This is a genomic window from Achromobacter sp. K91 (assembly GCF_003576205.1).
GTDB classification, from domain to species: domain Bacteria; phylum Pseudomonadota; class Gammaproteobacteria; order Burkholderiales; family Burkholderiaceae_B; genus Achromobacter; species Achromobacter aegrifaciens.
Window position 1 is genome coordinate 78,367 of sequence record NZ_QWFB01000033.1, and the last position, 25,645, is coordinate 104,011.

Sequence of the window (25,645 nt, forward strand, 5' to 3'; positions counted from 1 at the left end):
CATCATGCCCAAGCGTACAGACCTAAAAAGCATACTCATCATCGGCGCCGGCCCCATCATCATCGGGCAGGCCTGCGAATTCGACTATTCCGGCGCACAGGCGTGCAAGGCGCTCAAGGCAGAGGGCTACCGCACCATCCTGGTGAACAGCAACCCGGCCACGATCATGACGGACCCGGAAACGGCCGACGTCACCTACATCGAGCCCATCACCTGGCAAGCCGTCGAAAAGATCATCGAGCGTGAAAAGCCCGATGCGTTGCTGCCCACCATGGGCGGCCAGACCGCGCTGAACTGCGCCCTGGACCTGGCCCACCACGGCGTGTTGAAGAAGCACAACGTCGAGCTGATCGGCGCCAACGAGCACGCCATCGAAAAGGCCGAAGACCGCCAGAAGTTCAAGCAGGCCATGACCGACATCGGCCTGGAATCGGCCAAGTCGGGCGTCGCCCACAGCATGGACGAAGCCTGGGAAGTGCAGCGCCGCATCGCGGCCGAAGTCGGCACCTCCGGTTTCCCCGCCGTGATCCGCCCCAGCTTCACCATGGGCGGTTCGGGCGGCGGCATCGCCTACAACGCCGAAGAATTCGAAACCATCTGCCGCCGCGGCCTGGAAGCTTCGCCCACCAGCGAACTGCTGATCGAAGAGTCGCTGCTGGGCTGGAAGGAATTCGAGATGGAAGTGGTCCGCGACAAGGCGGACAACTGCATCATCGTCTGCTCCATCGAAAACCTGGACCCGATGGGCGTGCACACGGGCGACTCCATCACCGTGGCGCCGGCTCAGACGCTGACCGACAAGGAATACCAGATCATGCGTAACGCATCGATCGCGGTGTTGCGCGAGATCGGCGTGGATACGGGCGGCTCGAACGTGCAGTTCGCCGTCAATCCCAAGAACGGCCGCATGATCGTCATCGAGATGAACCCGCGCGTGTCGCGTTCGTCGGCGCTGGCGTCCAAGGCTACCGGCTTCCCCATCGCCAAGGTCGCCGCGCGCCTGGCCGTGGGCTACACGCTGGACGAGCTCAAGAACGAAATCACCGGCGGCGCCACGCCCGCCTCGTTCGAGCCCTCGATCGACTACGTGGTCACCAAGGTGCCGCGTTTTGCCTTCGAAAAATTCCCCACTGCCGACGCGCGCCTGACCACCCAGATGAAGTCCGTGGGTGAAGTCATGGCCATTGGCCGCACCTTCCAGGAATCCTTCCAGAAGGCGCTGCGCGGCCTGGAAGTGGGCGTGGACGGCCTGAACCAGAAGACCACCGACCGCGAAAAGCTGCAGGTCGAACTGGGCGAACCCGGTCCGGAACGCATCTGGTACGTGGGCGATGCCTTCGCGCAGGGTTTCACGCTGGACGAAGTGCACAACATCACGCACATCGATCCGTGGTTCCTGTCGCAGATCAAGGAAATCGTCGACATCGAGCTGGCGCTGGAACAGAAGACGCTGGCTGACCTGGACTACGCCACGCTGTGGGAACTCAAGCGCCGCGGTTTCTCCGACCGCCGCCTGGCCTTCCTGCTGGATTCCTCGGAATCCGAAGTGCGCAAGCTGCGCCACCAGCTGAACGTGCGTCCGGTCTACAAGCGCGTCGACACCTGCGCCGCCGAATTCGCCACCCGCACGGCCTACATGTACTCGACCTACGAGGAAGAGTGCGAGGCCGCGCCCACCGACCGCAAGAAGATCGTGGTGCTGGGCGGCGGTCCGAACCGCATCGGCCAGGGCATTGAATTCGATTATTGCTGCGTGCACGCCGCGCTGGCGCTGCGCGATGACGGGTACGAGACCATCATGGTCAACTGCAACCCGGAAACCGTGTCCACCGACTACGACACCTCGGACCGCCTGTACTTCGAGCCGCTGACGCTCGAAGACGTGCTCGAGATCGTCCACAAGGAAAACCCGGTCGGCATGATCGTCCAGTACGGCGGCCAGACCCCGCTGAAGCTGGCGCGCGCCCTGGAAGCCAACGGCGTGCCCATCATCGGCACCAGCCCTGAATCCATCGACGTGGCCGAAGACCGCGAGCGCTTCCAGAAGCTGCTCAACAAGCTCGGCCTGCGCCAGCCGCCCAACCGCACTGCGCGCACCGAAGGCGAGGCCCTGGCCCACGCCGCCGAAATCGGCTATCCCCTGGTCGTGCGTCCCAGCTATGTGCTGGGCGGCCGCGCCATGGAAATCGTGCACGAGCAGCAGGACCTCGAGCGCTACATGCGCGAGGCCGTGAAGGTCAGCAATGACTCGCCGGTGCTGCTGGACCGCTTCCTGAACAACGCCACCGAAGTGGACGTGGACTGCCTGGCCGACGGCGAAACCGTCTTCATCGGCGGCGTCATGGAACACATCGAGCAGGCCGGCGTGCACTCGGGCGACTCGGCTTGCAGCCTGCCCCCGTACTCGCTGTCGGCGGAAGTCATCGCCGAGATCAAGCGCCAGACCACGATGATGGCCAAGGCATTGAACGTCAGCGGCCTGATGAACGTGCAGTTCGCGATCCAGGGCGGCGACGTCTACGTGCTGGAAGTGAACCCGCGCGCTTCGCGCACGGTGCCCTACGTTTCCAAGGCCACCGGCCTGCAACTGGCCAAGATCGCCGCGCGCGCCATGGCCGGCCAGACCCTGGCTGCGCAAGGCATCACCAAGGAAGTCGTGCCGCCTTACTTCTCGGTCAAGGAAGCCGTGTTCCCGTTCGTGAAGTTCCCGGGCGTGGACACCATCCTGGGTCCGGAAATGAAGTCGACCGGCGAAGTGATGGGCGTGGGCACGAGCTTCGGCGAAGCCTTCGTCAAGTCGCAGCTGGCCGCGGGTGTGCGCCTGCCGGAATCCGGCACGGTGTTCATCAGCGTCAAGAACCAGGACAAGCCCCTGGCGGTGGAAGTGGCGCGCGGCCTGCACGCGCTCGGCTTCAAGCTGGTCGCCACGCGTGGCACGGCTGCCGAGATCGAAGCCGCCGGCATTCCGGTTCAACTGGTGAACAAGGTCACCGAAGGCCGTCCGCACATCGTCGACATGGTGAAGAACGGCGAGATCTCGCTGGTCATCAACACCGTCGAAGAGCGCCGTAACGCCATCGCTGATTCGCGCACCATCCGCACCCAGGCGCTGGCCGCCCGCGTGACCTTCTTCACGACCATCGCCGGCGCCCGCGCCGCGGTCGAAGGCATGCAATACCTGCGCCAAGGCCTGGGCCTGCAGGTGTATCCGCTGCAGGAGCTGCACGCTTCCTTGCAAGGCTAAGCCGGCAAGCGACACAATAGGGCACGCGAAAGCGTGCCCTATTTTTTTGCAACGCGATTCCGCAACGCTACGACAGGCATCAGGCACACATGGAAAGAGTCTTCATCACCGGCGCCAGCAGCGGCCTGGGACGCGCCTTGGCGCAGCAATACGCGTCCACGGGCGCCACGCTGGGCCTGCTGGGCCGGCGCGAGGACGCGCTGCGCGAACTGGCCGACAGCCTGCCCGGCGAGCACCGCTGCTATGCAGTGGACGTGCGCGACCGCCAGGCGCTGCATGCCGCGGCACAGGATTTCATTGCCTTTTGCCAGGGCCGGGTGGACGTGGTCATCGCCAGCGCCGGCATCAGCGCCGGCACCCTGACCGAGCATGGCGAAGACTACGACGTCTTCAAGGCCATCGTCGACACCAATCTGCTGGCCACCGTGGCAACCTTCGAACCCTTCATCGCGTCCATGCGCCAGGCCGGGTCGGGCAGGCTGGTGGGCATCGCCAGCGTGGCAGGGGTGCGGGGGCTGCCGGGCGCGGGCGCCTACAGCGCGTCCAAGTCGGCGGTGGTGACCTATTGCGAAAGCCTGCGGCTGGAGCTGGCCGCCGAAGGCATAGACGTGGTGACGATCGCGCCCGGCTACATCAAGACGGCGATGACGGCCCACAACCCGTATTCCATGCCTTTCCTGATGGAAGCAGACGCCTTCGCCCGCCGCGCGCGCAGCGCGATCGGGCGGGGCGCGTCCTATGTGGTGATTCCGTGGCAGATGGGCATCGTGGCCAAGCTGATGCGCTTGTTGCCCAATGCCGTCTACGACAGGCTGGCGCGCAACGCGCCGCGCAAGCCGCGCCGCGCGCGCTAAGTGTTCACGGCACCACGTCGTTGCCGACTTCGTCGGTCACGTGGCCCACGTCGCCCCAGTCCAGCACCTGCCATTTACGGCCCTGCACGCCGACGCGGTTGATGCTGACGTTCAGCAGCGAGGCGTCGCGCGGCCCGTTCAACGGCACGCCCGAGGCATGGCGCCAGATGATGTCCAGCACGCCGCCGTGCGTGAACATCAGGATGCGTTCGTCGTCGTGGCGGCTGGCGATGTCGTCCACGGTGGAAATGACGCGGGACTGGAATTGGCCCAGCGTTTCGCCGCCGTCCAGCGGGCGCAGCGGGTCGCGGCTCTTCCAGGCGGCAGCGGCTTCGGGGGCCAGCACATCGATGCGTTCGTGGTCCAGGCCTTCCAGCACGCCGAAGCCGCGCTCGCGGATGCCCGGCTCCACGCGCACGCGCAGGCCCAGCTGTTCGGACACGGGCACGGCGGTGGCGTGGGCGCGCTGCAGGTCGCTGCTGTAAATGGCGTGGATGGGCGTGTGGCGAGCCTCTTCGCGCATGCGCGCGGCCAGCAGGCTGGCCTGGTTGACGCCGAATTCGTTCAGGGGGATGTCTTGCCAGCCTTGCAGGCGGCGCTGGCGGTTCCAGTCGGTTTCGCCGTGGCGGATGAACCAGATTTCAGTCATTACGGTCTTGATGCGGATTTAGAGCTGGCCGGACGCGATGGGCGCGCGCGGTTTCCAGATGGTTTGAATGATCGAGCTTAACGCGACCAGCGCGGGCTCGCTAGCGCGCTCATAGGGCAGGATGAATCCCAGCATGGCGTCCACGCGCGCCTGGCCCCAGACGATGAAGTCGTTCGAGGCCGCGCCGGCCAGCGCGGCTTCCTCGCGCAGCAGGGCGCAGCCGGCGCCCGCGCGCACCAGCGCGTCCAGGTTGGCCTGGTCGTCATTCTGCATCACGATGCGCGGCGACAGGCCATGGCGTTCGAACATGTCGCGCAAAAGCAGGTGCGTATGGCTGCCGGCGGGGCCGTCCAGCCAGGGCAATTGCGCCACCTCGCGCCAGCCGCCGCGCTTGAGCACGGCGGCGTGCTCCTTGGGCATGGCGATGCGGTAGCGCACGCTGCGCAGGGGCTGCCAAAGCACGCCGCGCGGCGGATTCGCGGCGATGATCAGCGCCGCCGGCAGGCGGCCGGTGCTGACCTGTTCCGCCAACGCGGCGGCAGGCAGGGTCTGGGTCTTCAGCTCGACCAGCGGCAGGCGCTGGGTGACGGCCGAGGCCAGTTCGCCCAGGCGCAGGAAATCCGGCTTTTCGCTGGGCACGCCCAGCTCGACCGCGCCATGCAGGCTGCCTTGCAGCTGCTGGGCTTCGGATTTGAACTGCGCGCCCAGCACCAGCAGCGATTCGGCGGTGGGCAGCAGCACCTCGCCGGCCTTGGCCAAGGCCAGCCTGCCGCCGCTGCGGTCGAACAAGGCCACGCCCAGGCTTTGTTCCAGCGCCTTGATCTGCGCGGTCACGGCGGGTTGGGTCAGCGACAGCGCCTCGGCCGCCTTCGTCAGGTTGCCCAGCCGGGCGACGGTGACGAAGGCGCGGATCTGATAGATTTCCATGGCCCCGAGTTTAGGCCGCCAGGAGCCGCACTTGGGTAGGTTCGAGACCGATGGAAACCGGAGCGCCGATGGGGAAGGGCGACAGCCCGGCCAGATGCGATTGGTCCGCCGTCAGCCGCTGCTCGCCGATCTGCACCTGATAGCGGGTGAACTCGCCCAGGAACTCGCTGCTTTCCACGATGCCCGGCAGCCACACATAGCGCGCGTCGCCCAGCCCGTCCGCCATTTCGATCTGCACCGTGTGCGGGCGGAAGCTGGCCGCCAGCCGGGTAGCGGCGGGCGCTTCGCCCGTGAGCGGCAGGTGCAGGTCGCCCACGCCTTCCACCGCCAGCACCACGCTGCCGCTGGTCCGTTCGCGCACGTCGCCTTCCAGCACGTTCATCGTGCCCACGAAGTTGGCGACGAAACGGTTCACCGGATAGTCGAACAAGGTGCTGGGCGCGCCGATTTGCTGGACCACGCCATGGTCCAGCACCGCCATGCGGTCGGCGGTGGTCATGGCCTCTTCCTGGTCGTGGGTGACGAAGATGGTGGTGATGCCAAGCCGGCGCTGCAGGCTGAGCAGGTCCTGGCGCATCTGCACACGCAGCTTCTTGTCCAGGTTGGACAGAGGCTCGTCCAGCAGCAGCACCTGCGGCTCGATCACGATGGTGCGCGCCAGGGCCACGCGCTGCTGCTGCCCGCCGGAAAGCTGGTTGGGGCGGCGCTTGCCATACTGGGACAGGCCGACGAGGTCCAGCGCGGCCTCCACCTTGGCATGGATCTCGGCGCGCGGCAGCTTGCGTTCGACCAGGCCGAAGGCCACGTTGTCCCAGACCGTCATGTGCGGCCACAGCGCATAGTTCTGGAACACCATGCCGATGTTGCGGTTCCAGGGCGGCGTGCCGCTGATGTCCTTGCCGTCCACCAGCAACTGCCCGGCGCTGTGCCGGTTGAAGCCGGCGATCAGCCGCAGCAGCGTGGACTTGCCCGACCCCGAGGGGCCCAGCAGCGCGAAGAACTCGCCGGGTTCGATGCTGATGTTGACGTCCTTGAGCACTTCCGTCTTGCCATAGGACAGCCGGATGTTGCGGCATTCGACGCTGACTTTCTTCATGCGGATTCCCCTTCATTGCGAGCCGGCCGCTGGCGCGACTGGGCGCGCTCCACCAGCAGGTGCGAGACATACGTGCCGATGGCCACCGCGGCCACCGCCAGGACGCCGAGCGCGGCGCCGGGACCCCGCCCCGCTGCGCTCTGCATGTACAGATAGATGCCGTAGCTCATGGGCGCCTGGCTATCCTTGGTCACCAGCATGATGGTGGCCGACAGTTCCACGGCCGCCGTCACGAAGCTGGTCACGAAGCCCGCCAGCATGCCGCCCGCCATGAGCGGCACCACCACGCGCCGTATGGTGCTCATGCGCGTCGCGCCCAGCGATTGCGCCGCCTCTTCCAGCGAGATGTTGATCTGCTGCAGCGAGGCCACGCAGGAACGCAGGGCGTAGGGCAGCCGGCGCACCGAGTACGCGATCATGATGATGATCCACGACGAGGTCAGCAACGTGCCCGTGCCGGGCAGCTCTATGCCGCGGAAAGTGCGCAGAAAGCCGATGGCCAGCACGATGCCTGGAATCGCCAGCGCCGCGGAAGCCAGGAAGTCCAGCCACTGGCGCGCCGGCAAGCGGGTGCGCAGCATCAGGTAGGCAATGGCAGTCCCCAGGATCACGTCCACGCCGGCGGCCAGGCCGCAATAGAGCAGGGTGTTGGCGATCATGCCTTGCGACTCGGAGAACACCGCGGCGTAATGCGCCAGCGTGTAGCCGTCAGGTAGCGGCGCAAAGCTCCAGACGCTGGCCAGCGACAGCAGCAATACGCCCATGTGCGGCGACAGCACCAGCAGCAGCACCAGGATGATCCAGCCATAGGCCAGCACGCTCTCCATCGGGCGCAGTTTGCGCTTCTGGATGGAGCCGCCGCCCTTCTGCAGGGTGGAGTAATCGCGGCCCTTGAGGACCCGTGCCGACAGCCACAACGCCAGGATCGAGAAGCCCACCATGATCACGCTGATCACATAGCCCAACGGGTCCTCCAGGCCCACCTGCGTGATGCGCAGATAGGCTTGCGGCGCCAGCATGTTGGTGGTGCCCAGCACCAGCGGCGTGCCCAGGTCGTCGAACACCTTGACGAACACCAGCGAGGCGCCAGCCACGTAGCCGGGCAGGGCCAGCGGGAAGATCACGCGGCGGAACAGGCGAAAGCCCCGCGAACCCAGGTTGAAGGCCGCTTCTTCCATGGCGCCGTCGATGTTGCGCAGCGCCACCACCAGGTTCATCAGGATGAAGGGAAAGTAGTGCAGCGCTTCCACGAAGATGACGCCGTTCAGGCCTTCCATGAACGGAATGGTGAAGCCGAACCAGTCATTGAGCAGCAGGTTCACGCTGCCCGAGCGGCCGAAGATCAGCTGCATCGCGACCGCGCCCACGAAGGGCGGCATGATCAGCGGCAGCACGCCCAGCGTCTGGATCAGCAGCGCGCCGCGGAAATCGAAGCGCACCGTGAAGTACGCCAGCGGCACGGCGATCAGGGACGCCAGCAGCGCCGACCAGCCCGCCACGTACAGGCTGTTGAAGAAGGCTTCCTTCATCAGCGGCTGGTTGAAGAAGGCGCCGAAGTGGCCCATGGTGAAGCTGCCGTCGGCGTTCACGAAGGCGCTGTAGAACACCGTGCCCACCGGCACGGCCAGGAACAGCAGCAGAAAACCGAACACCAGTAGCGCCGTCAGCAGGGGGCCGACGGGCAGGCGCGAGTGGCCCGAAGAATTCATCGAGATTCCCGAAATCGTTGCCAGGGGAAAACCGCGGCAGCGGACGGGACCGGCCCGTCCACTGCGCGTCCTGCGGGTGTGGCGGCCTAGAGCGCGGCGGCCTGCTTGGCGAGCTTTACGGCTTCTTCGTAGTTCGCCTTGGAACGGCCGTTCCATTCGCCTTCCAGCTGGGTGATCTGCTGGTTCACGGCGGCGTCCTTCTTGTTGCCGGCGAAGATCGCCAGGAAGGCCGGGTCGGCGGCCTTCTTTCCGTCGATCAGCGGCGCCCAGGTCAGCTTGCGGGCCTGCGCCAGCAGTTCGGCGGCCTTGCCGCTCTTGGCCTTGTCGCCCAGCTTGGCTTCGGCGTCGTAGATGGCCTTGGTGGCGGCCTGCAGTTCCTTCAGGCGGAACGTGACCGTCTGGTCATACAGCGACTGCACCACGTAATAGCGCGACTGCGACAGGTCGGCGTTGAATTGCACCTTGCTGCGCTTGGCGATTTCGGCGGGGTCGGGGTAGCCCTGGGGAATCTTGCCGGCCAGCGCCGTGTAGGGCAGCACTGGCAGGCGCGAGATCTTGGGCTCCAGCAGCAGTTCCTGCCCGGCCTGGCTGAGGGTGAAGGCGATGAACTTCTTGCCTTCCTCAGAGTTCTTCGCGCCGGCGATCAGCGCGATGTTGGCCGGCACGATGGCGGTTTCGGAGGGGTAGACGAATTCGACCGGGAACTTGGAATACTTGCTGGACAGGCCGAAGAAGTCGATCACCGGGCCGGCGCCGAACTGGCCGTTGTTCACGCCGTCGGGTACGCCGAACGAACGCTCGGTCACGGCGCTGCTGTTGCCCGACATGCGCAGCAAGGTGCTCCAACCTTCGTCCCAGCCTTCGCCCTGGAGGATGGTTTCCACCGTCAGGTGCATGGTGCCCGAGCGCGACGGCGAGGTGATCCCGACATGGCCGAACCACTGCGGCGACAGCAGGTCCTTCCATTCCACCGGCGCAGGGATCTTGTGCGCCGCGATGTAGCGGGTGTTGTAGATGATGCCGTAGCCGGCCAGGGCCTGGCCCAAATACATGCCGCCCGGATCGTTGATGGGATAGTTGCCGATCTTGTCAGGCACCTGCTTGTTGGCGACGTCGGTGGAACTTGCCAGCAGTTTGTCGCGGCCCAGCACTTCGAAGGCGTCGGGCGCGCTGGCCCAGAACACCTCGGGGCGCTGGCCGGCGGGCGTTTCGCGCACATAGGCGATGCCCGATACCGTGTTCTTGTTCAGGACTTCCAGCGTGATGCCGGGATTGGCCTTTTCGAAGGCCGTCTTGTAGGCCTGGGTGAGGTCTTTGGGGAACGACGTGATCACCGTGACGGTGCCTGCCAGGGCAGGGGCCGCGCAAACGGCCAGCACCGCACCTGCAAGGGCTGTGCGCATTGCATGCATGGTTTGTCTCCGTAGTTTTAGATTTGTCCGGAGACAGTACTGGCCGGCCTGGGCAGCGTCCAATCACAAATTTTGATGCGCGCCATCAATGCGGGCGCCCCGGCCGGGCGGGGCGCCGAGCCTTGCCCGCTAGGCCGTGGCGGATATGCCGCCTTGCATGGCCCGGGCCTGCTTGTCCATCACTGCGGTGATCTGCTGCTGGATCTGCATCGCCTGGGCGTTGAGCGCCATCAGTTGCTGGGCCTTCATTTCGGCCGGCATGCTGCTGGCCTTGACCTTGGCGATCTGGTCCATCACGCGCTTGAGCTGCTTCTGCAGTTCCTTGATCTGGCGTGTGTAGGCGTCGTCGTTGCTGGAGTCTTCGGTTTCCTTGGCTTCCTGCACGTTGCCCATTTTCAGGCCGCCTGGGTTGTTGACGCGGATCTTGCCGTCCGTGGACACCGTGCTCGCTTCCGCGTCCGAGGCGCTCTTGGCTTCCTTGTTGGCCTGGATCTTCTGGGCCCAGAGGTCGGCCAGGCTGTTGATTCGGGAACTGCCGCTGATGGGATCGATCGCCATGATTGCTCCTGCCGCCTATGAGGATTTCGGGGTTTTCACTAGTACGGCATTCTGACGGTGAACTTAAGCATTGCCCCCTGTTTGCGGCCCCCTTTACACTGGCGCCCGCTCACACCCAACACCTACTTTGGGATATCCATGTCCAATTCCTACTTTCCGCGCTGGCGCCTGGCGGACGACGCCGAGCCCGGCGTCATCATCGCGCCCGACGAAAGGCTGTCCTGGCCCAAGAACGTGGCCATGGGCGCCCAGCACGTGGTTGCCATGTTCGGCTCCACCGTGCTGGCGCCGCTGCTCATGGGCTTTGACCCGAACGTCGCCATCCTGATGTCAGGCATCGGCACGCTGATCTTCTTCCTGTTCGTGGGCGGACGCGTTCCCAGCTACCTGGGTTCCAGCTTCGCCTTCATCGGCGGCGTGATCGCGGTGACCGGCTATGCCGGCGGCGGGGCGAACGCCAATATCGGCGTCGCGCTGGGCGCCATCATCGCCTGCGGCCTGGCCTACACGCTGATCGGCCTGATCGTCTGGTTTGTCAACGCGCGCGCCGGCGGCGGCGCGAACTGGATCGACACCTTGATGCCGCCCGTCGTCACGGGCGCGGTGGTTGCGGTCATTGGCCTGAACCTGGCCCCGATCGCCGCCAAGGGCGCGATGGGCGCATCCGGTTTCGACAGCGTGATGTCCATGGTCACCATCCTCTGCGTGGGCGGCATCGCCGTGTTCACCAAGGGCATGGTGCAGCGCCTGCTGATCCTGGTCGGCATGATCCTGGCCTGCGTGGTGTACGGCATCCTGGCCAACGGCATGGGGCTGGGCAAGCCCATCGACTTTTCGGGCGTGGCCGCCGCGGCCTGGTTCGGCTTGCCGCATTTCGCCGCGCCGGTGTTCAAGGCCGAGGCCATGGGCCTGATCGTGCCTGTCGCCATCATCCTGGTGGCCGAGAACCTGGGCCACGTGAAGGCCGTCAGCGCCATGACCGGACAGGACCTGGACCGCTATCTGGGCCGCGCCTTCGTCGGCGACGGGGTCGCCACCATGGTGTCCGGCGCCGTGGGCGGCACGGGCGTCACCACCTACGCCGAGAACATCGGGGTGATGGCGGTCACGCGCATCTATTCCACCCTGGTGTTCGTGGTCGCCGCCCTGATCGCCATCGTGCTGGGCTTCTCGCCCAAGTTCGGCGCGCTGATCCAGATGATCCCGGGGCCCGTGCTGGGCGGCATGTCGGTGGTGGTGTTCGGCCTGATCGCCATTGCCGGCGCCCGTATCTGGGTGGTCAACCAAGTGGACTTCAGCGACAACCGCAACCTCATCGTGGCTGCGGTCACGCTGGTGCTGGGCGCGGGCGACTTCACGGTCAAGTTGGGTAACTTCACGCTGGGTGGCATCGGCACCGCCACCTTCGGCGCCATCATCCTGTATGCCTTGCTGCGCCGCAGGAAGTAAGCGGCGCGACCACGCGCGGACCCGGCGTCGCGCGCGTGGCCGGCCAGCGCGCCTAGGTGCCCGACAGCCTCGTGGCAGAGGCCGTGGCGGTCACGGCCACCGGCACCGCCTCGATCACCTGTCCGGATTGCGTCTTGAATACCGCGGTGGCTTCCGCCAGGCGCCGCGCCTGTTCCTCCATCGCGGCTGCCGCCGCTGACGCTTCCTCGACCAGCGCGGCGTTCTGCTGGGTCACCTCGTCCATTTGCGAAATTGCCAGGCTGACCTGGTCTATGCCGCCGGCTTGCTGCGTCGAAGCGGCCGAGATCTCGGCCATGATCGCCGCCACCCGCTGCACGGAATCCACAATTTCCTGCATGGTCTGCCCGGCTGCGGCGACCTGGGCCGAACCGGCGGCGACCGTGTCCACCGAAGCTTCGATCAGCGTCTTGATCTCCTTGGCGGCCTGCGCCGCGCGCTGGGCCAGGGTGCGGACTTCGCCCGCGACCACGGCAAAGCCCTTGCCCTGCTCGCCGGCGCGCGCGGCTTCCACCGCCGCATTCAGCGCCAGGATGTTGGTCTGGAAGGCGATGCCATCGATCACGGACACGATGTCCGCGATCCGCCGCGAACTGTCCGAGATGCCGTGCATGGTGGCCACCACCTGCTCCACGTTCTGGCCGCCGCGCTGCGCCACGTCCATGCTGACCGCGGCCAACTGATTGGCCTGGGCGGCGTTTTCCGCATTCTGCTTGACGGTCACCGCCAGCTCTTCCATGGTGGATGCGGTTTCTTCGAGCGCCGCGGCCTGTTCTTCGGTACGCACTGACAGGTTGGAGTTGCCGGCAGCGATTTCCGCCGCGCCCACATTGATCTCATCCACGCCCTGGCGCACGGACGTCACCGTGCGGGTGAGGCCCTCCTGCATGCGTTTGAGCGAAGCGAACAGGACGCCGATCTCATTGTTGGAGCGGGTTTCCACGCGGTTCGTCAGGTCGCCGGCCGCGATGCGGTCAAAATGCCTGCCAGCCTCCTGCAGCGGACGCAGCACGGCGCGCCGGATGAAGGTCCAGCACAATGCCGTCAGCAGCAGGGCGGCGGATATCAGCGCGACCGCCGAGATCCGGGCGGTGGAGTAGGTTTGCTCCGAGCTTGCCAGCACGCCGTCGCTGCGCTCCTGGACCCGGGCCAGGAAGGCTTGCATGTCTTTCATGAAGTAGGCGTCTGCCTGGGGCAGCCGTCCCTCGTCCTGGCGGTACTTGGCAGGCGAGCGTGCCTTGAGGTCGGATTCCAGTGTGTCCAGGATGGCGGCGTACTCGGTGAAGCGTCCCTGCAGCGTCTGGGCCAGCTCCTGACCGCGAGGACTCTTGGGGACGGCCATGTAGCGGGCGAAGCGCTCGCGCGCCTGCTTCAGATGGCTGGCGGCTTCGTCCCCGGCCAGCCCGGCCTGGTCCATGCCGCCGGCCTGCATGGCAGCCATGCCCGCGCCGAGCGCCAGTCGCGCGCGCAGCAGGGCGGCGTTGGCTTCGTAGAGCGGGTCGACCTGATGGACCGCGACATTGTTCAGGTCCTTGATCTCGGTCACGCTTTTTTCGGCGTTCATCCAGCTCAAGCCGCAAGCCAGCGCCAGGGCGACGACGAAGCAGCCCAGCACCAACAGCATTCCAGTACGGACTTTCAATTTTTCCAGCATGAGAGCTCCTCGTTCTTGAACGCGATCCGCCGCGCGAAGGAACGGCCCAGGCCGCCCGCCGAGCGGCGGAATGGCGAACGTCGCGCCGGGTGGCTGCGATGCGTCCGCCTCCACTGCAACTACCCGCAAAAACAAGACTCCTGCCCCTGGCACGTGCTTGCGATCAGCAGCCCCGGCCAATCGGCAGTGATTTCAATGTATTAAATTGTCATGAATGACACAATTTGTTGTTTTATACTGATTCAGTCCGTTTTTGCTGGCGTTTTTGAGAGGTAAGCATCGGCTGTTGCAAAAAACTATCGAAGAGTAGTTTTTACGCCACACCTGCGCCATGGCGCGCGATTGCGGCCTGCCCCATCCGGCTTTCGGGTGGATCAGGAAAAACTGAAAAAAATGACGGGTTTTAGCGGGTTACAGCGGCGAAATGCGGCGAAAACAGCGGTTTCTCCGGCGGCTTGCAATTCCCGTGGACTTTGACCACAATATGACCTTGATTGCCCCGGTTCCGACCCGAGCCGGGGTTTTGTTTTGGTCGTCCGCGCCGCTCGCCAGTTTTTGCTTTTACCCGGCTGCCTGCGCGCGCCAGGATTCCGACCTTCACCGAGAACGCTCCGTCCGGGGCGTTTTCTACTTTTGTTTGGGAAACGACATGTCTGCCATTCCTTTGACCGTGCGCGGGGCCGAGCGCTTGCAAGAAGAGCTCCAGCGGCTGAAAACCGTGGAACGTCCTGCCGTTATCAACGCGATCGCTGAAGCGCGTGCGCAGGGTGATCTGTCGGAAAATGCCGAGTACGACGCTGCTCGCGAGCGCCAAGGCTTTATCGAGGGCCGGATTGCCGAGCTTGAAGGCACGCTTTCCAACGCCCACCTGATCGATCCTACCGCCCTGGATGCCGAAGGCCGCGCCGTGTTTGGCGCCACCGTCGACATCGAGGACCTGGACTCGGGCGATCGTGTGACGTACCAAATCGTCGGCGACGTTGAAGCCGACATCAAGTCGAACCTGATTTCCGTGTCCAGCCCGGTGGCGCGCGCGTTGATCGGCAAAAGCGAAGGCGATGTGGTCGAGGTCAAGGCCCCGGCTGGCGTTCGCGAGTATGAAGTCCTGGGCGTGCGCTACATCTGACGCCAACGTAGTAAGCTGGAAGTTGTCAAAACACCATAGTCCGAACCGTGCGTTCGACTGAATTCCGCGGTTTAATGCGGATCGCTATGGTGGACCGGGCGCGTAAAGCGCCCGTTTTTGTGCCTGCACTTACCTTTTCGTCGACTTGCGGCTGGTGCCGCTGCGTGCTCCGGCCCGCAGGCTGAGCGCGCTGCCGGCGCGGCGGGGAATGCCGTGACCGCTGGCGGTGGTCTTCCTGGTGCCAGGGCGCATGGGCTTGCCGTTCTTGTTGAGCTGGTCCTGGGGCACGAAGCGCGTCTTCGGCTTGGGCTCTTCGGATTCGCTGCGGCGCGGACGCTTGGCTAGGGTCTTGCCTTCGGCGGCCAGCTTCTTGGGCGTGTGCGGCTCAGAGGCGCGGCGCTTGGCAGGGCGTTCGGGTTCCATGGCGGCCAGCGCGGCGGGCTTGATGTTGCCGGCCAGCGGGCGGAACAGGATCAGCGTCTTGCCCAGGTGGTGCACCGGGGCGCAGGAAAGCGTGTCGCAGATGGTCGACAGCATTGCGTCGCGGGCCTCGCGGTCGTCGCCGCCGGCGCGCACCTTGATGAGGCCATGCGAAGTCAGCGCCAGGTCGATTTCCTTGAGCACGGCTTCGGTCAGGCCATTGTCGCCAATCAGGACGACGGGGCGCAAAGGGTGAGCGGCGGACCGAAGGTCGCTGCGCTCACGAGAGGTAAGTTCTAATATAGGCATGCGTGGAATTGTACGGTAATGGCCAAGAATAAATTCTCTAAAGACTGGATTCACCAGCACATCAACGATCCCTATGTGAAGCTGGCGCAACAGAAGGGCTACAGGGCCCGCGCCGCCTTCAAGCTGATCGAGATCCTGGATACCGAGAAGCTGATGCGCCGGGGCGACCTCGTGGTCGACCTGGGGTCGGCGCCCGGCAGCTGGTCCCAAGTGGCGCGCGAGCGCCTGGCGGGGCCGGGCGGGGTCGTGGACGGACGCATCATCGCGCTCGATATCCTGCCCATGGAACCCGTGGCGGGCGTTGAATTCATCCAGGGCGACTTCCGCGAAGATGAAGTTTTGAAACAATTGGAAGACATGGTCGGATCGCGCGCGGTGGACCTTGTTATTTCCGACATGGCCCCCAACTTGTCAGGGGTGGGTATTGCCGACTCCGCGCGCATCCAGCATGTGTGCGAGTTGGCGATGGAATTCTCCTGCGCCCACCTCAAGCCCAACGGGGCGCTGATCGTCAAGGCTTTCCACGGCAGCGGCTTTTCGCAGATCGTGGAATCCTTCAAGCAGCGCTTCAAGCGGGTGGTCGAACGCAAGCCGAAGGCATCGCGGGACAAATCCTCCGAAACCTTTCTGGTTGCGCGCGATCTGAAGTAGCCCGGGTCCGGGGCGCGCCGCCTCGGATTCGAAAAACCTACAGCCTGCCGGGACAACGACCAGAAAATTCGCGAATAAGACAAAACTCAGAGGGGCTCAGGCATCCCGGGACGCAATCTGGTCTGACAGGGTAGAATGAGCTATTGACATACTTGTGACTGTGCCATATGCGGGTGCGCGGTCGCCGGTCGGAATCGAAAGCAGGAGATCGACCTTGAATAATTCATTTTCGAAAGTCGCTGTCTGGATGGTGATAGCCCTCGTGCTGTTCACCGTCTTCAAACAGTTCGACGGACGCGCTCAGACCCAGGACGGCGTGACCTACACGCAGTTCATGGACGACGCCAAGGCGGGACGTATCCGCAAGGTCGACGTCCAGGGCGACGTGCTGTACGTCACCCCTGACGCGGGCCGCGCCTACACGCTGACTTCGCCGGGCGACCTCTGGATGGTCTCCGATCTGCTGAAGTATGGCGTCCAGGTGTCGGGCAAGCCGCGCGAAGAGCAGTCGTTGCTGATGAGCATCTTCGTGTCGTGGTTCCCCATGCTGTTGCTGATCGGCGTCTGGGTGTTCTTCATGCGCCAGATGCAGGGCGGCGGCAGGGGCGGGGCGTTCAGCTTCGGCAAATCGCGCGCCCGCATGCTCGACGAGAACACCAACCAGATCACCTTCGCCGACGTTGCCGGCTGCGACGAAGCCAAGGAAGACGTCCAGGAACTGGTCGATTTCCTGCGCGACCCCAGCAAGTTCCAGAAGCTGGGCGGCCGCATTCCGCGCGGCGTGCTGATGGTCGGCTCGCCGGGTACCGGCAAGACGCTGCTGGCCAAGGCCATCGCGGGCGAAGCCAAAGTGCCGTTCTTCAGCATCTCGGGTTCCGACTTCGTTGAAATGTTCGTCGGCGTGGGCGCGGCCCGCGTGCGCGACATGTTCGAAAACGCCAAGAAGCACGCTCCCTGCATCATCTTCATCGACGAAATCGATGCGGTCGGCCGCCAGCGTGGCGCCGGCCTGGGCGGCGGCAACGACGAACGCGAACAGACGCTGAACCAGATGCTGGTGGAAATGGACGGCTTCGAGTCCGGCCAGGGCGTCATCGTCATCGCCGCGACCAACCGTCCCGACGTGCTGGATCCCGCGCTGCTGCGCCCGGGCCGCTTCGACCGCCAGGTCGTGGTGCCGCTGCCCGATATCCGCGGCCGCGAGCAGATCCTGAAGGTCCATATGCGCAAGGTTCCGCTGTCGCCCAACGTCGACGCGACCGTGCTGGCGCGCGGCACCCCGGGCTTCTCGGGCGCCGATCTGGCCAACCTGGTCAACGAAGCCGCGCTGTTCGCCGCCCGCCGCAATGGCCGCACGGTCGACATGTCCGACTTCGAAAAGGCCAAGGACAAGATCATCATGGGTGCGGAACGCCGCTCCATCGTGATGCCCGAAGAGGAACGCAAGAACACCGCGTACCACGAGTCCGGCCACGCGATCGTCGCCCGCCTGCTGCCCAAGACCGATCCGGTCCACAAGGTCACCATCATCCCGCGCGGCCGTGCGCTGGGCGTGACCATGCAACTGCCTGAGACCGACCGCTACAGCATGGACAAGGGTCGTCTGCTGTCCACCATTGCCGTGCTGTTCGGCGGCCGCATCGCCGAAGAAATCTTCATGGACCAGATGACGACGGGAGCTTCGAACGACTTCGAACGCGCCACCGCCATCGCCCGCGACATCGTCACGCGCTACGGCATGACCGACGAGCTGGGCCCGATGGTCTATGCCGAGAACGAAGGCGAAGTGTTCCTGGGCCGCAGCGTCACCAAGACCACGCACATGTCGGAAGCCACCATGCAGAAGGTGGACACCGAGATCCGCCGCATCATCGACGAGCAGTACAGCGTTGCGCGCAAGATCCTGGAAGACAACCGCGACAAGGTCGAAGTCATGACCTCCGCGCTGCTCGAATGGGAAACCATCGACGCCGACCAGATCAACGACATCATCGAGGGCCGTCCTCCGCGTCCCCCGAAGACGCCTCAGGGCCCGTCGGATACGTCCGATACGCCGCCCACGGGCCTGGCGGCAGGTGGCAATACGGCTGCCGCTGTCTGAGGCTGCTCATCCTGAGTTATGGCAAATAACTTCCTTTGCGGGCGCTTCGAGTTTGATCTCGAGCGCCCGCTTGTCATGGGTATCGTCAACGTCACGCCGGACTCCTTTTCCGACGGCGGCCAGCATGACGATACGGATTCCGCAGTGGCGCATGCGCGCCAATTGATCGCCGAAGGCGCCCAGATCCTGGACCTGGGCGGCGAATCCACGCGCCCCGGGGCCGATCCGGTGTCCGTGGCCGACGAACTGGCTCGGCTGCTGCCGGTGGTGGAGGCGCTGCGCGATTGCGGCGTGCCCCTGTCCATCGACACCTTCAAGCCGGAAGTCATGCGCGCCGTGCTGGATGCCGGCGCGGACATGATCAACGACATCTATGGCTTCAGGCAGCCCGGCGCCGTCGAGGCGGTGACGCATTCGCGCTGCGGGCTTTGCGTGATGCACATGAAGGGCGAACCTCGCACCATGCAGGCCGCCCCGCCCGAGTACACCGACTTGATCGGTGAAATCGGACTCTTCCTGGGGGCTCGCGCGCACAAGCTGCGCGCGGCCTGGATCGATCCTCGCCGCATCGTGCTGGACCCGGGCTTCGGCTTCGGCAAGACGGGCGACCAGAATTTCCAACTGTTGCGCCGGCTGTCCAGCCTGCGCAGCGCCGGTTATCCATTGCTGATCGGCCTCTCGCGCAAAACCATGATCGGCCAGGCTACCGGCCGGCCCGTGGGCGACAGGTTGCCCGGCAGCATCGCCGCGGCGCTTGCCTGCGTGGCGCGTGGCGCTTCCATCGTGCGGGTGCACGATGTGGCGGCCACGGTCGACGCGCTCAAGGTATGGCACGCGGCAGAACAAGGAGCACTCAGTTCATGATTCGACGCAAATATTTCGGTACCGACGGTGTCCGCGGCGAAGTCGGCGGTCCGGTGATCAACGCCGAATTCGCGCTGCGTCTGGGTTACGCGGCCGGCCGCGTCCTGGCGCGTGAGCACGCCGTGCGCGGCGGCAGCCGTCCGCAGGTCGTGATCGGCAAGGACACGCGGATCTCCGGCTACATGCTGGAATCCGCGTTGGAAGCCGGCCTGTCGGCGGCAGGCATCGACGTGCTGCTGGCCGGTCCGATTCCGACCCCCGCGGTGGCCTACCTGACCCGGGCGCTGCGACTGGTGGCGGGGATTGTCATCAGCGCTTCGCACAATCCGTACCAGGACAACGGCATCAAGTTCTTCTCGGCGCAGGGCATGAAGCTGCCCGACGAGATCGAGGCCGACATCGAAACCGCCCTGGACGAGCCGCTGGGCTGCGTCGCCTCGGAAGCGCTGGGTCGCGCGCGCCGCATGGGCGACGCGCAGGGCCGCTACATCGAGTTCTGCAAGAGCACCTTCCCCAACGATCTGGACCTGAACGGCATGACGATCGTGGTGGACGCCGCCCATGGCGCCGCCTACAACATCGCGCCGCACGTGTTCCGCGAACTGGGCGCCGAAGTGCACGCCATCGGCGTCAATCCGGATGGCTTCAACATCAATAAGGGCGTGGGCGCGCTGCATCCCGAGCTGCTGGCCAAGGAAGTGCACGCTCGCGGCGCCCAGTTGGGCATCGCGCTGGACGGCGACGCCGACCGCCTGCAGATGGTCGATGGCGAAGGCCGCATCTACAACGGCGACGAACTCATGTACGCCATCGTCCGCGAACGCATGCAGCGCGGCAAGGTGGACGGCGTGGTCGGCACGCTGATGACCAACTTCGGCTTCGAACGCGAAATGCAGCGGCTGGGCGTGGGCTTCGAGCGCGCCAATGTCGGCGACCGCTACGTGCTGGAGCAGATGCAGGCGCGCGGCTGGCTGTATGGCGGCGAAAGCTCCGGCCATCTGCTGTGCCTGGACTGCCATTCGACGGGCGACGGCATCGTCGCCGCGCTGCAGGTCCTGACTGCGCTGCGCCGCAACTCGGTCGGGCTGGCGGAGTGGGTGAGCGATCTGCGCATGTATCCGCAGAAGATGATCAATGTGCCGCTGACCCCGGGCCAGGACTGGAAGACGCATGCCGGCTTGAGCGCGGCGCGCAAGGCCGTCGAAGCCGAGCTGGACGGCCGCGGCCGCATCCTGATCCGCGCTTCGGGCACCGAGCCGAAGCTGCGCCTCATGGTCGAGGCCGAGGATGAAGCCCTGGCCGTCTCCTGCGCCGAGAAGCTTGCGGCCAGCCTGGGATAAACGCTGCCTTACGATTTCGAGCAAGGCCACCCGGCGCGTGACGGGTGGCCTTTGTTTGTTCAAGGGTTGTATAGATTTGTAAAGTTTTGTCGATTTGGGCGGAGGATTGATTTATTCGCTCCAGACTAAACTTCATAGTCACGTAACATATTGGTCAAGTCTTTGACATACAGGGCGTCCACACTGGCTGGACTCTCTAGGAGCTTCGCGCAATGCTGGAATTAGCACGCATCAATCCGAGCCGTAATGCCGCGGAACCTTGGACCGGCGCCGCCGCCAAGGTGCTGGTGGTGGGCTTGGCGCGCACCGCTGAAGAAATCGAGCAGATTCAACGCCTGCGCTACGACGTCTTCACCGAGGACATGGGCGCGGTGTTCCCCGACGCCCAGGACGGCATCGAGCATGATCGCTTCGATCCGTTCTGCGAACATCTGATGGTCCGCGAGCTGGATACGGGCCGCGTGGTCGGCACCTACCGGATCCTGACGCCGGAAAAGGCGCGAGAGGCTGGCGGGTATTACTCGCAGTCCGAGTTCGACCTGTCCGGGCTGGGCTCCATCCAGGACGAGCTGGTCGAAGTCGGCCGCTCTTGCACCCATCCCGACTACCGCAGCGGCGGCGTGATCATGCTGTTGTGGTCTGGCCTGGCCGAATACCTGCGCCGGGGCGGCTATCAGTACGTGCTGGGCTGCGCCAGCGTCAGCCTGCGCGACGACGGCGTCACGGCCGCCGAAGTGTGGCGCACCATTTCCAAGCAGCTGCCGCAGGGCGATGAGCCGCGCGTGACGCCGCTGCACCGCTATCCGGTGGAAAAGCTCAACAGCACCTTGCCGGCGCGCGTGCCGCCGCTGATCAAGGGTTACCTGAAGCTGGGTGCCAAGGTCTGTGGCGAGCCCGCCTGGGACCCCGATTTCAACGCCGCGGATTTCCCGGTCCTGCTGAAGATGGACCGCATGGACGAGCGCTACCGCCGCCATTTCGGGCTGGATCAGCCCGCAACCGCCGCTGTCCAGCGCTGAGACCCCCATGCGCCGCCTGTTCCGCCGCATGAAGATCAGGTTGATACGGCGGGCCACCAGGCCCTTGCGCATGGAACTCAAGCGGCTGGATCGCGAAACCGATCTGTCGCCGTTCTAGCGCGTCGGCCCCGCAGGGCGGGGTCCGAACAGGGCGGCGCGAGCGCGCCGCCCGGCTGGTTCCTCAGAACTCCAGCAGTTCGAACGAAAAGCCCACCTTGTTCCACTCGGCTTCTTCCGCGCGCAGCGTGAAGTCGCTCAGGGGGTGCTGCGCCAGCCATTCGCGGTTGACCCGCACCACGATCGAGTTGTCGCGCACCGACGCGGTCAGCGGCAGCGGTTCGATTTCATTGCGGCGGCGGAACAGCAGCACCGCCAGGCGCAGGCTGAGGATGGCCTTCCATTGCGGGCGCGAGCGCACCAGCGGTTCCAGCTTGGTCAGCTTGCCCTGATGGCCGAGCGCAAGCAGCGCCAGCAACTGCTGGTCGGCGCGCGAGAACCCGGGCATGTCGGCGTTTTCCAGCACGTAGGCGGTGTGCTTGTGGTACGCGTTGTGGGCAATGGACAGGCCCACTTCGTGCAGATCGGCCGCCCAGCCCAGTGCTGGGCGCAACTCCGCGCGTTCCGGACCGTCCGGGAACATGGCGTCGAACAGCGTCAGCGCAGCGTGGTGCACGCGACGCGCCTGGTTGACGTCGACGTGGTAGCGCTTCATGAACTGGCGCACCGATTCATCGCGCTTGTCATGCTCGTCATCGCGGCCCAGCAGGTCGTACAGCACGCCCAGGCGCAAGGCGCCATCGCCGGTGTGCATGACGTCGATGCCCAGCTCGTCGAACAGGGCGCTCATGATGGCCAGGCCGCCGGGCAGCACGTCCGAGCGTTCGATCTTGATGCCGGGCAGTTCTGATGGGACCACACGGCCCGAGCGGATGATGCGGTCCTTCAGCTTGTTCAGGCCGGCGCGCGTGATGCCTCGGTCCGAGAAGCGGCATTCGGTCAGGATGGCGAACAGCGCCTTGGCCGTGCCGGAGGAGCCGTAGGCTTCCTTCCAGCCCATCTTGCGGTACTGCTTGGCGATGACTTCGATCTCGCGGCGCGCGGCCAGTTCGGCCTGCTTCATCTGATGCGCGTCCACCACGCCGTCCGAGAAGAACTGGCGGCTGTAGCTGACGCAGCCCATGTAGAGCGAGGACATCAGGCCGGGCTCGTGCCCTTTGCCGATGATGACTTCGGTCGAGCCGCCGCCGATGTCGATGACCAGGCGCTTGTTGGGCGAGGGGGGCAGGGTGTGAACCACGCCGGAGAAGATCAGGCGGGCCTCTTCGCGGCCGGCGATGACTTCGATGGGAAAGCCCAGCGCGGCTTCGGCGCGCGGCAGGAAATCCCGGGTGTTTCGGGCGACGCGGAACGTATTGGTGGCGACGGCGCGGACCCGGTTGGGATGGAAGCTGCGCAGGCGGTCGCCGAAGCGCTCCAGCACGGCGATGGCTCTGTCGATGGCCTCGTCGCCCAGCCTCTTTTCGGAGTCCAGGCCGGCCGCAAGCCGGACGGTTTCCTTGAGGCGGTCGATCTGATAGATCTGGGGCGTACCGTCCTGTTGAACGATGCGTCCGATGGAGAGGCGAAAGCTGTTGGACCCGAGGTCCACCGCGGCCAGAAGTTGATCCATGCGGCTCGTAAATATTGTCTGAGAGGTGGCCCGATTATAGAGATCCCATGTGACAGCGCCCCCGCCCACGTTTTTTTTCTTATGGAACAGGGGTTTGCGGCATCTGATCCGCCTGCTATGCGTCCCGGTTTTGGCGTACGCTACGTATTTGCTGCTGTGTCATGGAACCGTCACTTTTTTGCAGTAAAACTCCACGCTCTCCCTACGTATGGAATCCGGTATGCCCTCACGCCCTCCTGCCGAGCCCTTGCTTCTGAACCGCGAGTTGTCGCTGCTGAAATTCAACGAACGCGTGCTGGCGATGGCGGAGAATCCCAAGACTCCCTTGCTGGAACGCCTGCGCTACGTCTGCATCGTCAGTTCCAACCTGGATGAGTTCTTCGAGATCCGGATTTCCAGCCTGAAGGAGCAGCAGCGCCAGTCGCCGAATCTGGTGGGGCCCGACGGCATGACGCCCGACCAGGCGTTCGACAATGTGCAGCAGGCGGTGCACGAACTGGTCAACCGCCAGTACAACCTGCTCAACGACGAGATCCTGCCGGCCATGCACGCCGAGGGCATTTCGTTGCACCACGCGTCCGAATGGAATCCGCAACAGCAGGAATGGGCGCGCGATGTCTTCAATCGCGACGTGATGCCGCTGCTGACCCCGATCGGACTGGATCCGGCGCATCCGTTTCCGCGGGTCTACAACAAGAGCCTGAACTTCATCGTGTCGCTGTCGGGCGCCGACGCCTTTGGCCGGCAGGCCTCGATCGCCGTGGTGCAGGCGCCGCGCGCCTTGCCGCGCCTGATCAAGATGCCGCAGGAGCTGTCGGGCCAGCCCGAGGGCTACATCCTGCTGACCTCGCTGCTGCGCGCCTTTGTCGGCGAGCTCTTCCCGGGCCTGGAAATGCTGGGCTGCTATCAGTGGCGGGTCACGCGCAACAGCGACCTGTTCGTGGACGAGGAAGAAGTCACCAACCTGCGCCACGCCTTGCAGGGCGAGTTGTCGCAGCGCAACTTCGGCGCCGCCGTGCGCCTGGAGATCGACAAGCTGACGCCGGTCGAACTGGAACACTTCCTGCAGCGCGAGTTCTCGCTCAAGGCCGAGGACACGTACCGCGTGCCGGGGCCGGTGAACCTGTCGCGCCTGATGCAGCTGTGCAACTCGGATTCGCGCCCGGATCTGTTGTTCCCGGATTACCGCGCGCCCGTGCCGGCGCCGTTCGACCGCGTGGGCGACAAGCCGGCCGAACTGTTCGAGGCCGTGGCCGAGCAGGACCGCCTGCTGCACCATCCCTACCAGTCGTTCCAACCCGTCATCGACTTCCTGACCGCCGCCGCGCTGGATCCGGACGTCATGGCGATCAAGCAGACCATCTACCGCACCGGCGAGGACTCCGAGCTGATGAAGATCCTGCTGGCCGCCGCGCGCGCCGGCAAGGAAGTGACGGTGGTGGTGGAGCTGATGGCCCGCTTCGACGAGCAGACCAACATCAACTGGGCTTCCAAGCTGGAAGAGGTGGGGGCGCACGTCGTGTACGGCGTGGTGGCGCACAAGACGCACGCCAAGATGGCCGTGGTGTTGCGCCGCGAAAAAGGGCGGCTGCGCCGCTATGCTCACCTGGGCACCGGCAACTACCACCCGCGCACGGCGCGCCTGTACACCGACTTCGGCTTGCTGACCGCCGATCCGAAGCTGTGCGAGGACATGGACAAGGTGTTCGCGCAGCTGACCGGGCTGGGCGCGCGCCGTTCGCTCAAGGCGCTGATGCAGTCGCCCTTCACCATGCACGACGGCATGGTGGCGCTGATCCGCGCCGAGGCCCGCGCGGCCAAGGCCGGCAAGCGTTCGCGCATCATGGCCAAGATGAACTCGCTCTTGGAAGAACAGATCATCGAAGAGCTTTACAAGGCCGGTCAGGCCGGCGTGAAGATCGACCTGATCGTGCGCGGCGTATGCGCATTGCGCGCCGGCGTGCCGGGGCTGTCGGAGAACATCCGGGTGCGTTCCATCGTCGGCCGCTTCCTGGAGCATTCGCGGGTCTTCTACTTCTACGCCGAGGGCGAAGAAACCGTGTACCTGTCGTCGGCCGACTGGATGGATCGCAACTTCTTCCGCCGGGTAGAGATCGCTTTCCCGATCTACGACAAGACCCTGAAGAAGCGCGTCATCGACGAAGCCTTCACCTACGCCCTGCGCGACAACCAGCTGGCCTGGCAGCAACTGCCCGACGGCGACTACACCCGCGTCAAGAGCCGTCGCGAGCCCTTCAACGTGCACCAGTACCTGATGCAGAAGCTGGGCGTGTAACGCCAGCCGCCCCGACCGGGGCGGTTTTCGAAGCAAGGCCTCCCATATGTTACGTCCCCTTTTTGGGATGGCGGTGTTCGAGGCAAATCCTCCCCAGATCCAGGCCGCGCGGATCCGGCTCCGCGCCGGTCCGCCACCGGCGCCCCCTGGGAGGGAGGCGCGCAGCGCCTCGGGGGGATCATGACTGTCACTATCCTGTCATGTGGGACTTCTATTATTCGAGGGTCGCTGAAAGACAGGCAGTTTTCCAAGCCTGCCAGACTCCTCCAACGAGCACAGA

Annotated in this window: 19 protein-coding genes; 10 read left to right on the forward strand and 9 right to left on the reverse strand. The window is 65.1% G+C overall.

Annotation, left to right across the window (positions count from 1 at the left end):
• Positions 1–4 precede the first annotated feature (4 nt).
• A complete protein-coding gene (gene carB, locus DXK93_RS16445; RefSeq protein ID WP_054451376.1) occupies positions 5–3,244 on the forward strand; it encodes a carbamoyl-phosphate synthase large subunit in 3,240 nt (1,079 codons plus the stop codon).
• An 89-nt stretch (positions 3,245–3,333) separates the two neighbouring features.
• Positions 3,334–4,098: an SDR family oxidoreductase gene (locus DXK93_RS16450; protein WP_054451375.1), complete on the forward strand. Its 765-nt coding sequence runs from the start codon at positions 3,334–3,336 to the stop codon at positions 4,096–4,098.
• Between the two features lie 4 nt (positions 4,099–4,102).
• Here DXK93_RS16450 and DXK93_RS16455 read toward each other — a convergent pair whose 3' ends face one another.
• The 6 genes from DXK93_RS16455 to DXK93_RS16480 form a co-directional block, all read right to left on the reverse strand.
• The gene (locus tag DXK93_RS16455) at positions 4,103–4,747 is read right to left on the reverse strand and encodes a histidine phosphatase family protein (RefSeq protein WP_013395601.1); all 645 of its coding nucleotides are present in this window, start codon (positions 4,745–4,747) and stop codon (positions 4,103–4,105) included.
• A gap of 18 nt (positions 4,748–4,765) precedes the next feature.
• The gene (locus tag DXK93_RS16460) at positions 4,766–5,674 is read right to left on the reverse strand and encodes a LysR family transcriptional regulator (protein WP_054451373.1); all 909 of its coding nucleotides are present in this window, start codon (positions 5,672–5,674) and stop codon (positions 4,766–4,768) included.
• Positions 5,675–5,684: 10 nt separating this feature from the next.
• Positions 5,685–6,770 (reverse strand): ABC transporter ATP-binding protein, encoded by a 1,086-nt coding sequence (locus tag DXK93_RS16465; RefSeq protein WP_054451372.1) that lies wholly within the window; start codon positions 6,768–6,770, stop codon positions 5,685–5,687.
• Positions 6,767–8,479 (reverse strand): iron ABC transporter permease, encoded by a 1,713-nt coding sequence (locus tag DXK93_RS16470; RefSeq protein ID WP_054451371.1) that lies wholly within the window; start codon positions 8,477–8,479, stop codon positions 6,767–6,769. The genes DXK93_RS16465 and DXK93_RS16470 overlap by 4 nt, the downstream gene beginning before the upstream one ends.
• 86 nt (positions 8,480–8,565) lie before the next feature.
• Positions 8,566–9,891 (reverse strand): ABC transporter substrate-binding protein, encoded by a 1,326-nt coding sequence (locus DXK93_RS16475; RefSeq protein WP_054451370.1) that lies wholly within the window; start codon positions 9,889–9,891, stop codon positions 8,566–8,568.
• A 129-nt stretch (positions 9,892–10,020) separates the two neighbouring features.
• Positions 10,021–10,449 carry a hypothetical protein gene (locus tag DXK93_RS16480; protein ID WP_119450612.1) on the reverse strand — a complete coding sequence of 143 codons (429 nt, stop codon included), beginning with the start codon at positions 10,447–10,449 and terminating at the stop codon, positions 10,021–10,023.
• A gap of 138 nt (positions 10,450–10,587) precedes the next feature.
• Here DXK93_RS16480 and DXK93_RS16485 point away from each other — a divergent pair, with 138 nt between their 5' ends.
• Entirely contained in the window at positions 10,588–11,898 is a 1,311-nt protein-coding gene (locus tag DXK93_RS16485; protein WP_119450613.1) for a solute carrier family 23 protein, read from the forward strand.
• Between the two features lie 52 nt (positions 11,899–11,950).
• Here the strand turns inward: DXK93_RS16485 and DXK93_RS16490 are convergent, their stop codons facing one another.
• Positions 11,951–13,570, reverse strand: coding sequence for a methyl-accepting chemotaxis protein (locus DXK93_RS16490; protein ID WP_054451367.1), 1,620 nt, complete (start codon positions 13,568–13,570; stop codon positions 11,951–11,953).
• A gap of 649 nt (positions 13,571–14,219) precedes the next feature.
• On the opposite strand from DXK93_RS16490, the gene greA reads away from it, so the two are divergent.
• A complete protein-coding gene (greA, locus tag DXK93_RS16495; protein ID WP_054451366.1) occupies positions 14,220–14,696 on the forward strand; it encodes a transcription elongation factor GreA in 477 nt (158 codons plus the stop codon).
• A gap of 129 nt (positions 14,697–14,825) precedes the next feature.
• On the opposite strand, the gene DXK93_RS16500 is transcribed toward greA, so the two are convergent.
• The gene (locus DXK93_RS16500) at positions 14,826–15,425 is read right to left on the reverse strand and encodes a YhbY family RNA-binding protein (RefSeq protein WP_054451365.1); all 600 of its coding nucleotides are present in this window, start codon (positions 15,423–15,425) and stop codon (positions 14,826–14,828) included.
• Between the two features lie 18 nt (positions 15,426–15,443).
• Between DXK93_RS16500 and DXK93_RS16505 the strand changes: the two genes are divergently transcribed.
• The 5 genes from DXK93_RS16505 to DXK93_RS16525 all read left to right on the forward strand — a co-directional run bounded on the left by DXK93_RS16505 (position 15,444) and on the right by DXK93_RS16525 (position 21,400).
• Positions 15,444–16,076, forward strand: coding sequence for an RlmE family RNA methyltransferase (locus tag DXK93_RS16505; RefSeq protein ID WP_054451364.1), 633 nt, complete (start codon positions 15,444–15,446; stop codon positions 16,074–16,076).
• Positions 16,077–16,290: 214 nt separating this feature from the next.
• A complete protein-coding gene (gene ftsH, locus DXK93_RS16510) occupies positions 16,291–18,177 on the forward strand; it encodes an ATP-dependent zinc metalloprotease FtsH (protein WP_054451363.1) in 1,887 nt (628 codons plus the stop codon).
• An 18-nt stretch (positions 18,178–18,195) separates the two neighbouring features.
• On the forward strand, positions 18,196–19,041 hold the full coding sequence (folP, locus tag DXK93_RS16515; RefSeq protein WP_119450614.1) for a dihydropteroate synthase: 846 nt from the start codon (positions 18,196–18,198) through the stop codon (positions 19,039–19,041).
• Positions 19,038–20,381, forward strand: a complete 1,344-nt coding sequence (gene glmM / locus DXK93_RS16520; protein ID WP_119450615.1) for a phosphoglucosamine mutase — start codon at positions 19,038–19,040, stop codon at positions 20,379–20,381. The genes folP and glmM overlap by 4 nt, the downstream gene beginning before the upstream one ends.
• A gap of 212 nt (positions 20,382–20,593) precedes the next feature.
• Positions 20,594–21,400: a GNAT family N-acetyltransferase gene (locus DXK93_RS16525; RefSeq protein ID WP_054451360.1), complete on the forward strand. Its 807-nt coding sequence runs from the start codon at positions 20,594–20,596 to the stop codon at positions 21,398–21,400.
• A 181-nt stretch (positions 21,401–21,581) separates the two neighbouring features.
• Here the strand turns inward: DXK93_RS16525 and ppx are convergent, their stop codons facing one another.
• Positions 21,582–23,069 carry an exopolyphosphatase gene (ppx, locus tag DXK93_RS16530; RefSeq protein ID WP_119450616.1) on the reverse strand — a complete coding sequence of 496 codons (1,488 nt, stop codon included), beginning with the start codon at positions 23,067–23,069 and terminating at the stop codon, positions 21,582–21,584.
• 220 nt (positions 23,070–23,289) lie between these two features.
• Here ppx and ppk1 point away from each other — a divergent pair, with 220 nt between their 5' ends.
• Positions 23,290–25,365: a polyphosphate kinase 1 gene (gene ppk1, locus DXK93_RS16535; RefSeq protein ID WP_054451358.1), complete on the forward strand. Its 2,076-nt coding sequence runs from the start codon at positions 23,290–23,292 to the stop codon at positions 25,363–25,365.
• Positions 25,366–25,645 lie beyond the last annotated feature (280 nt).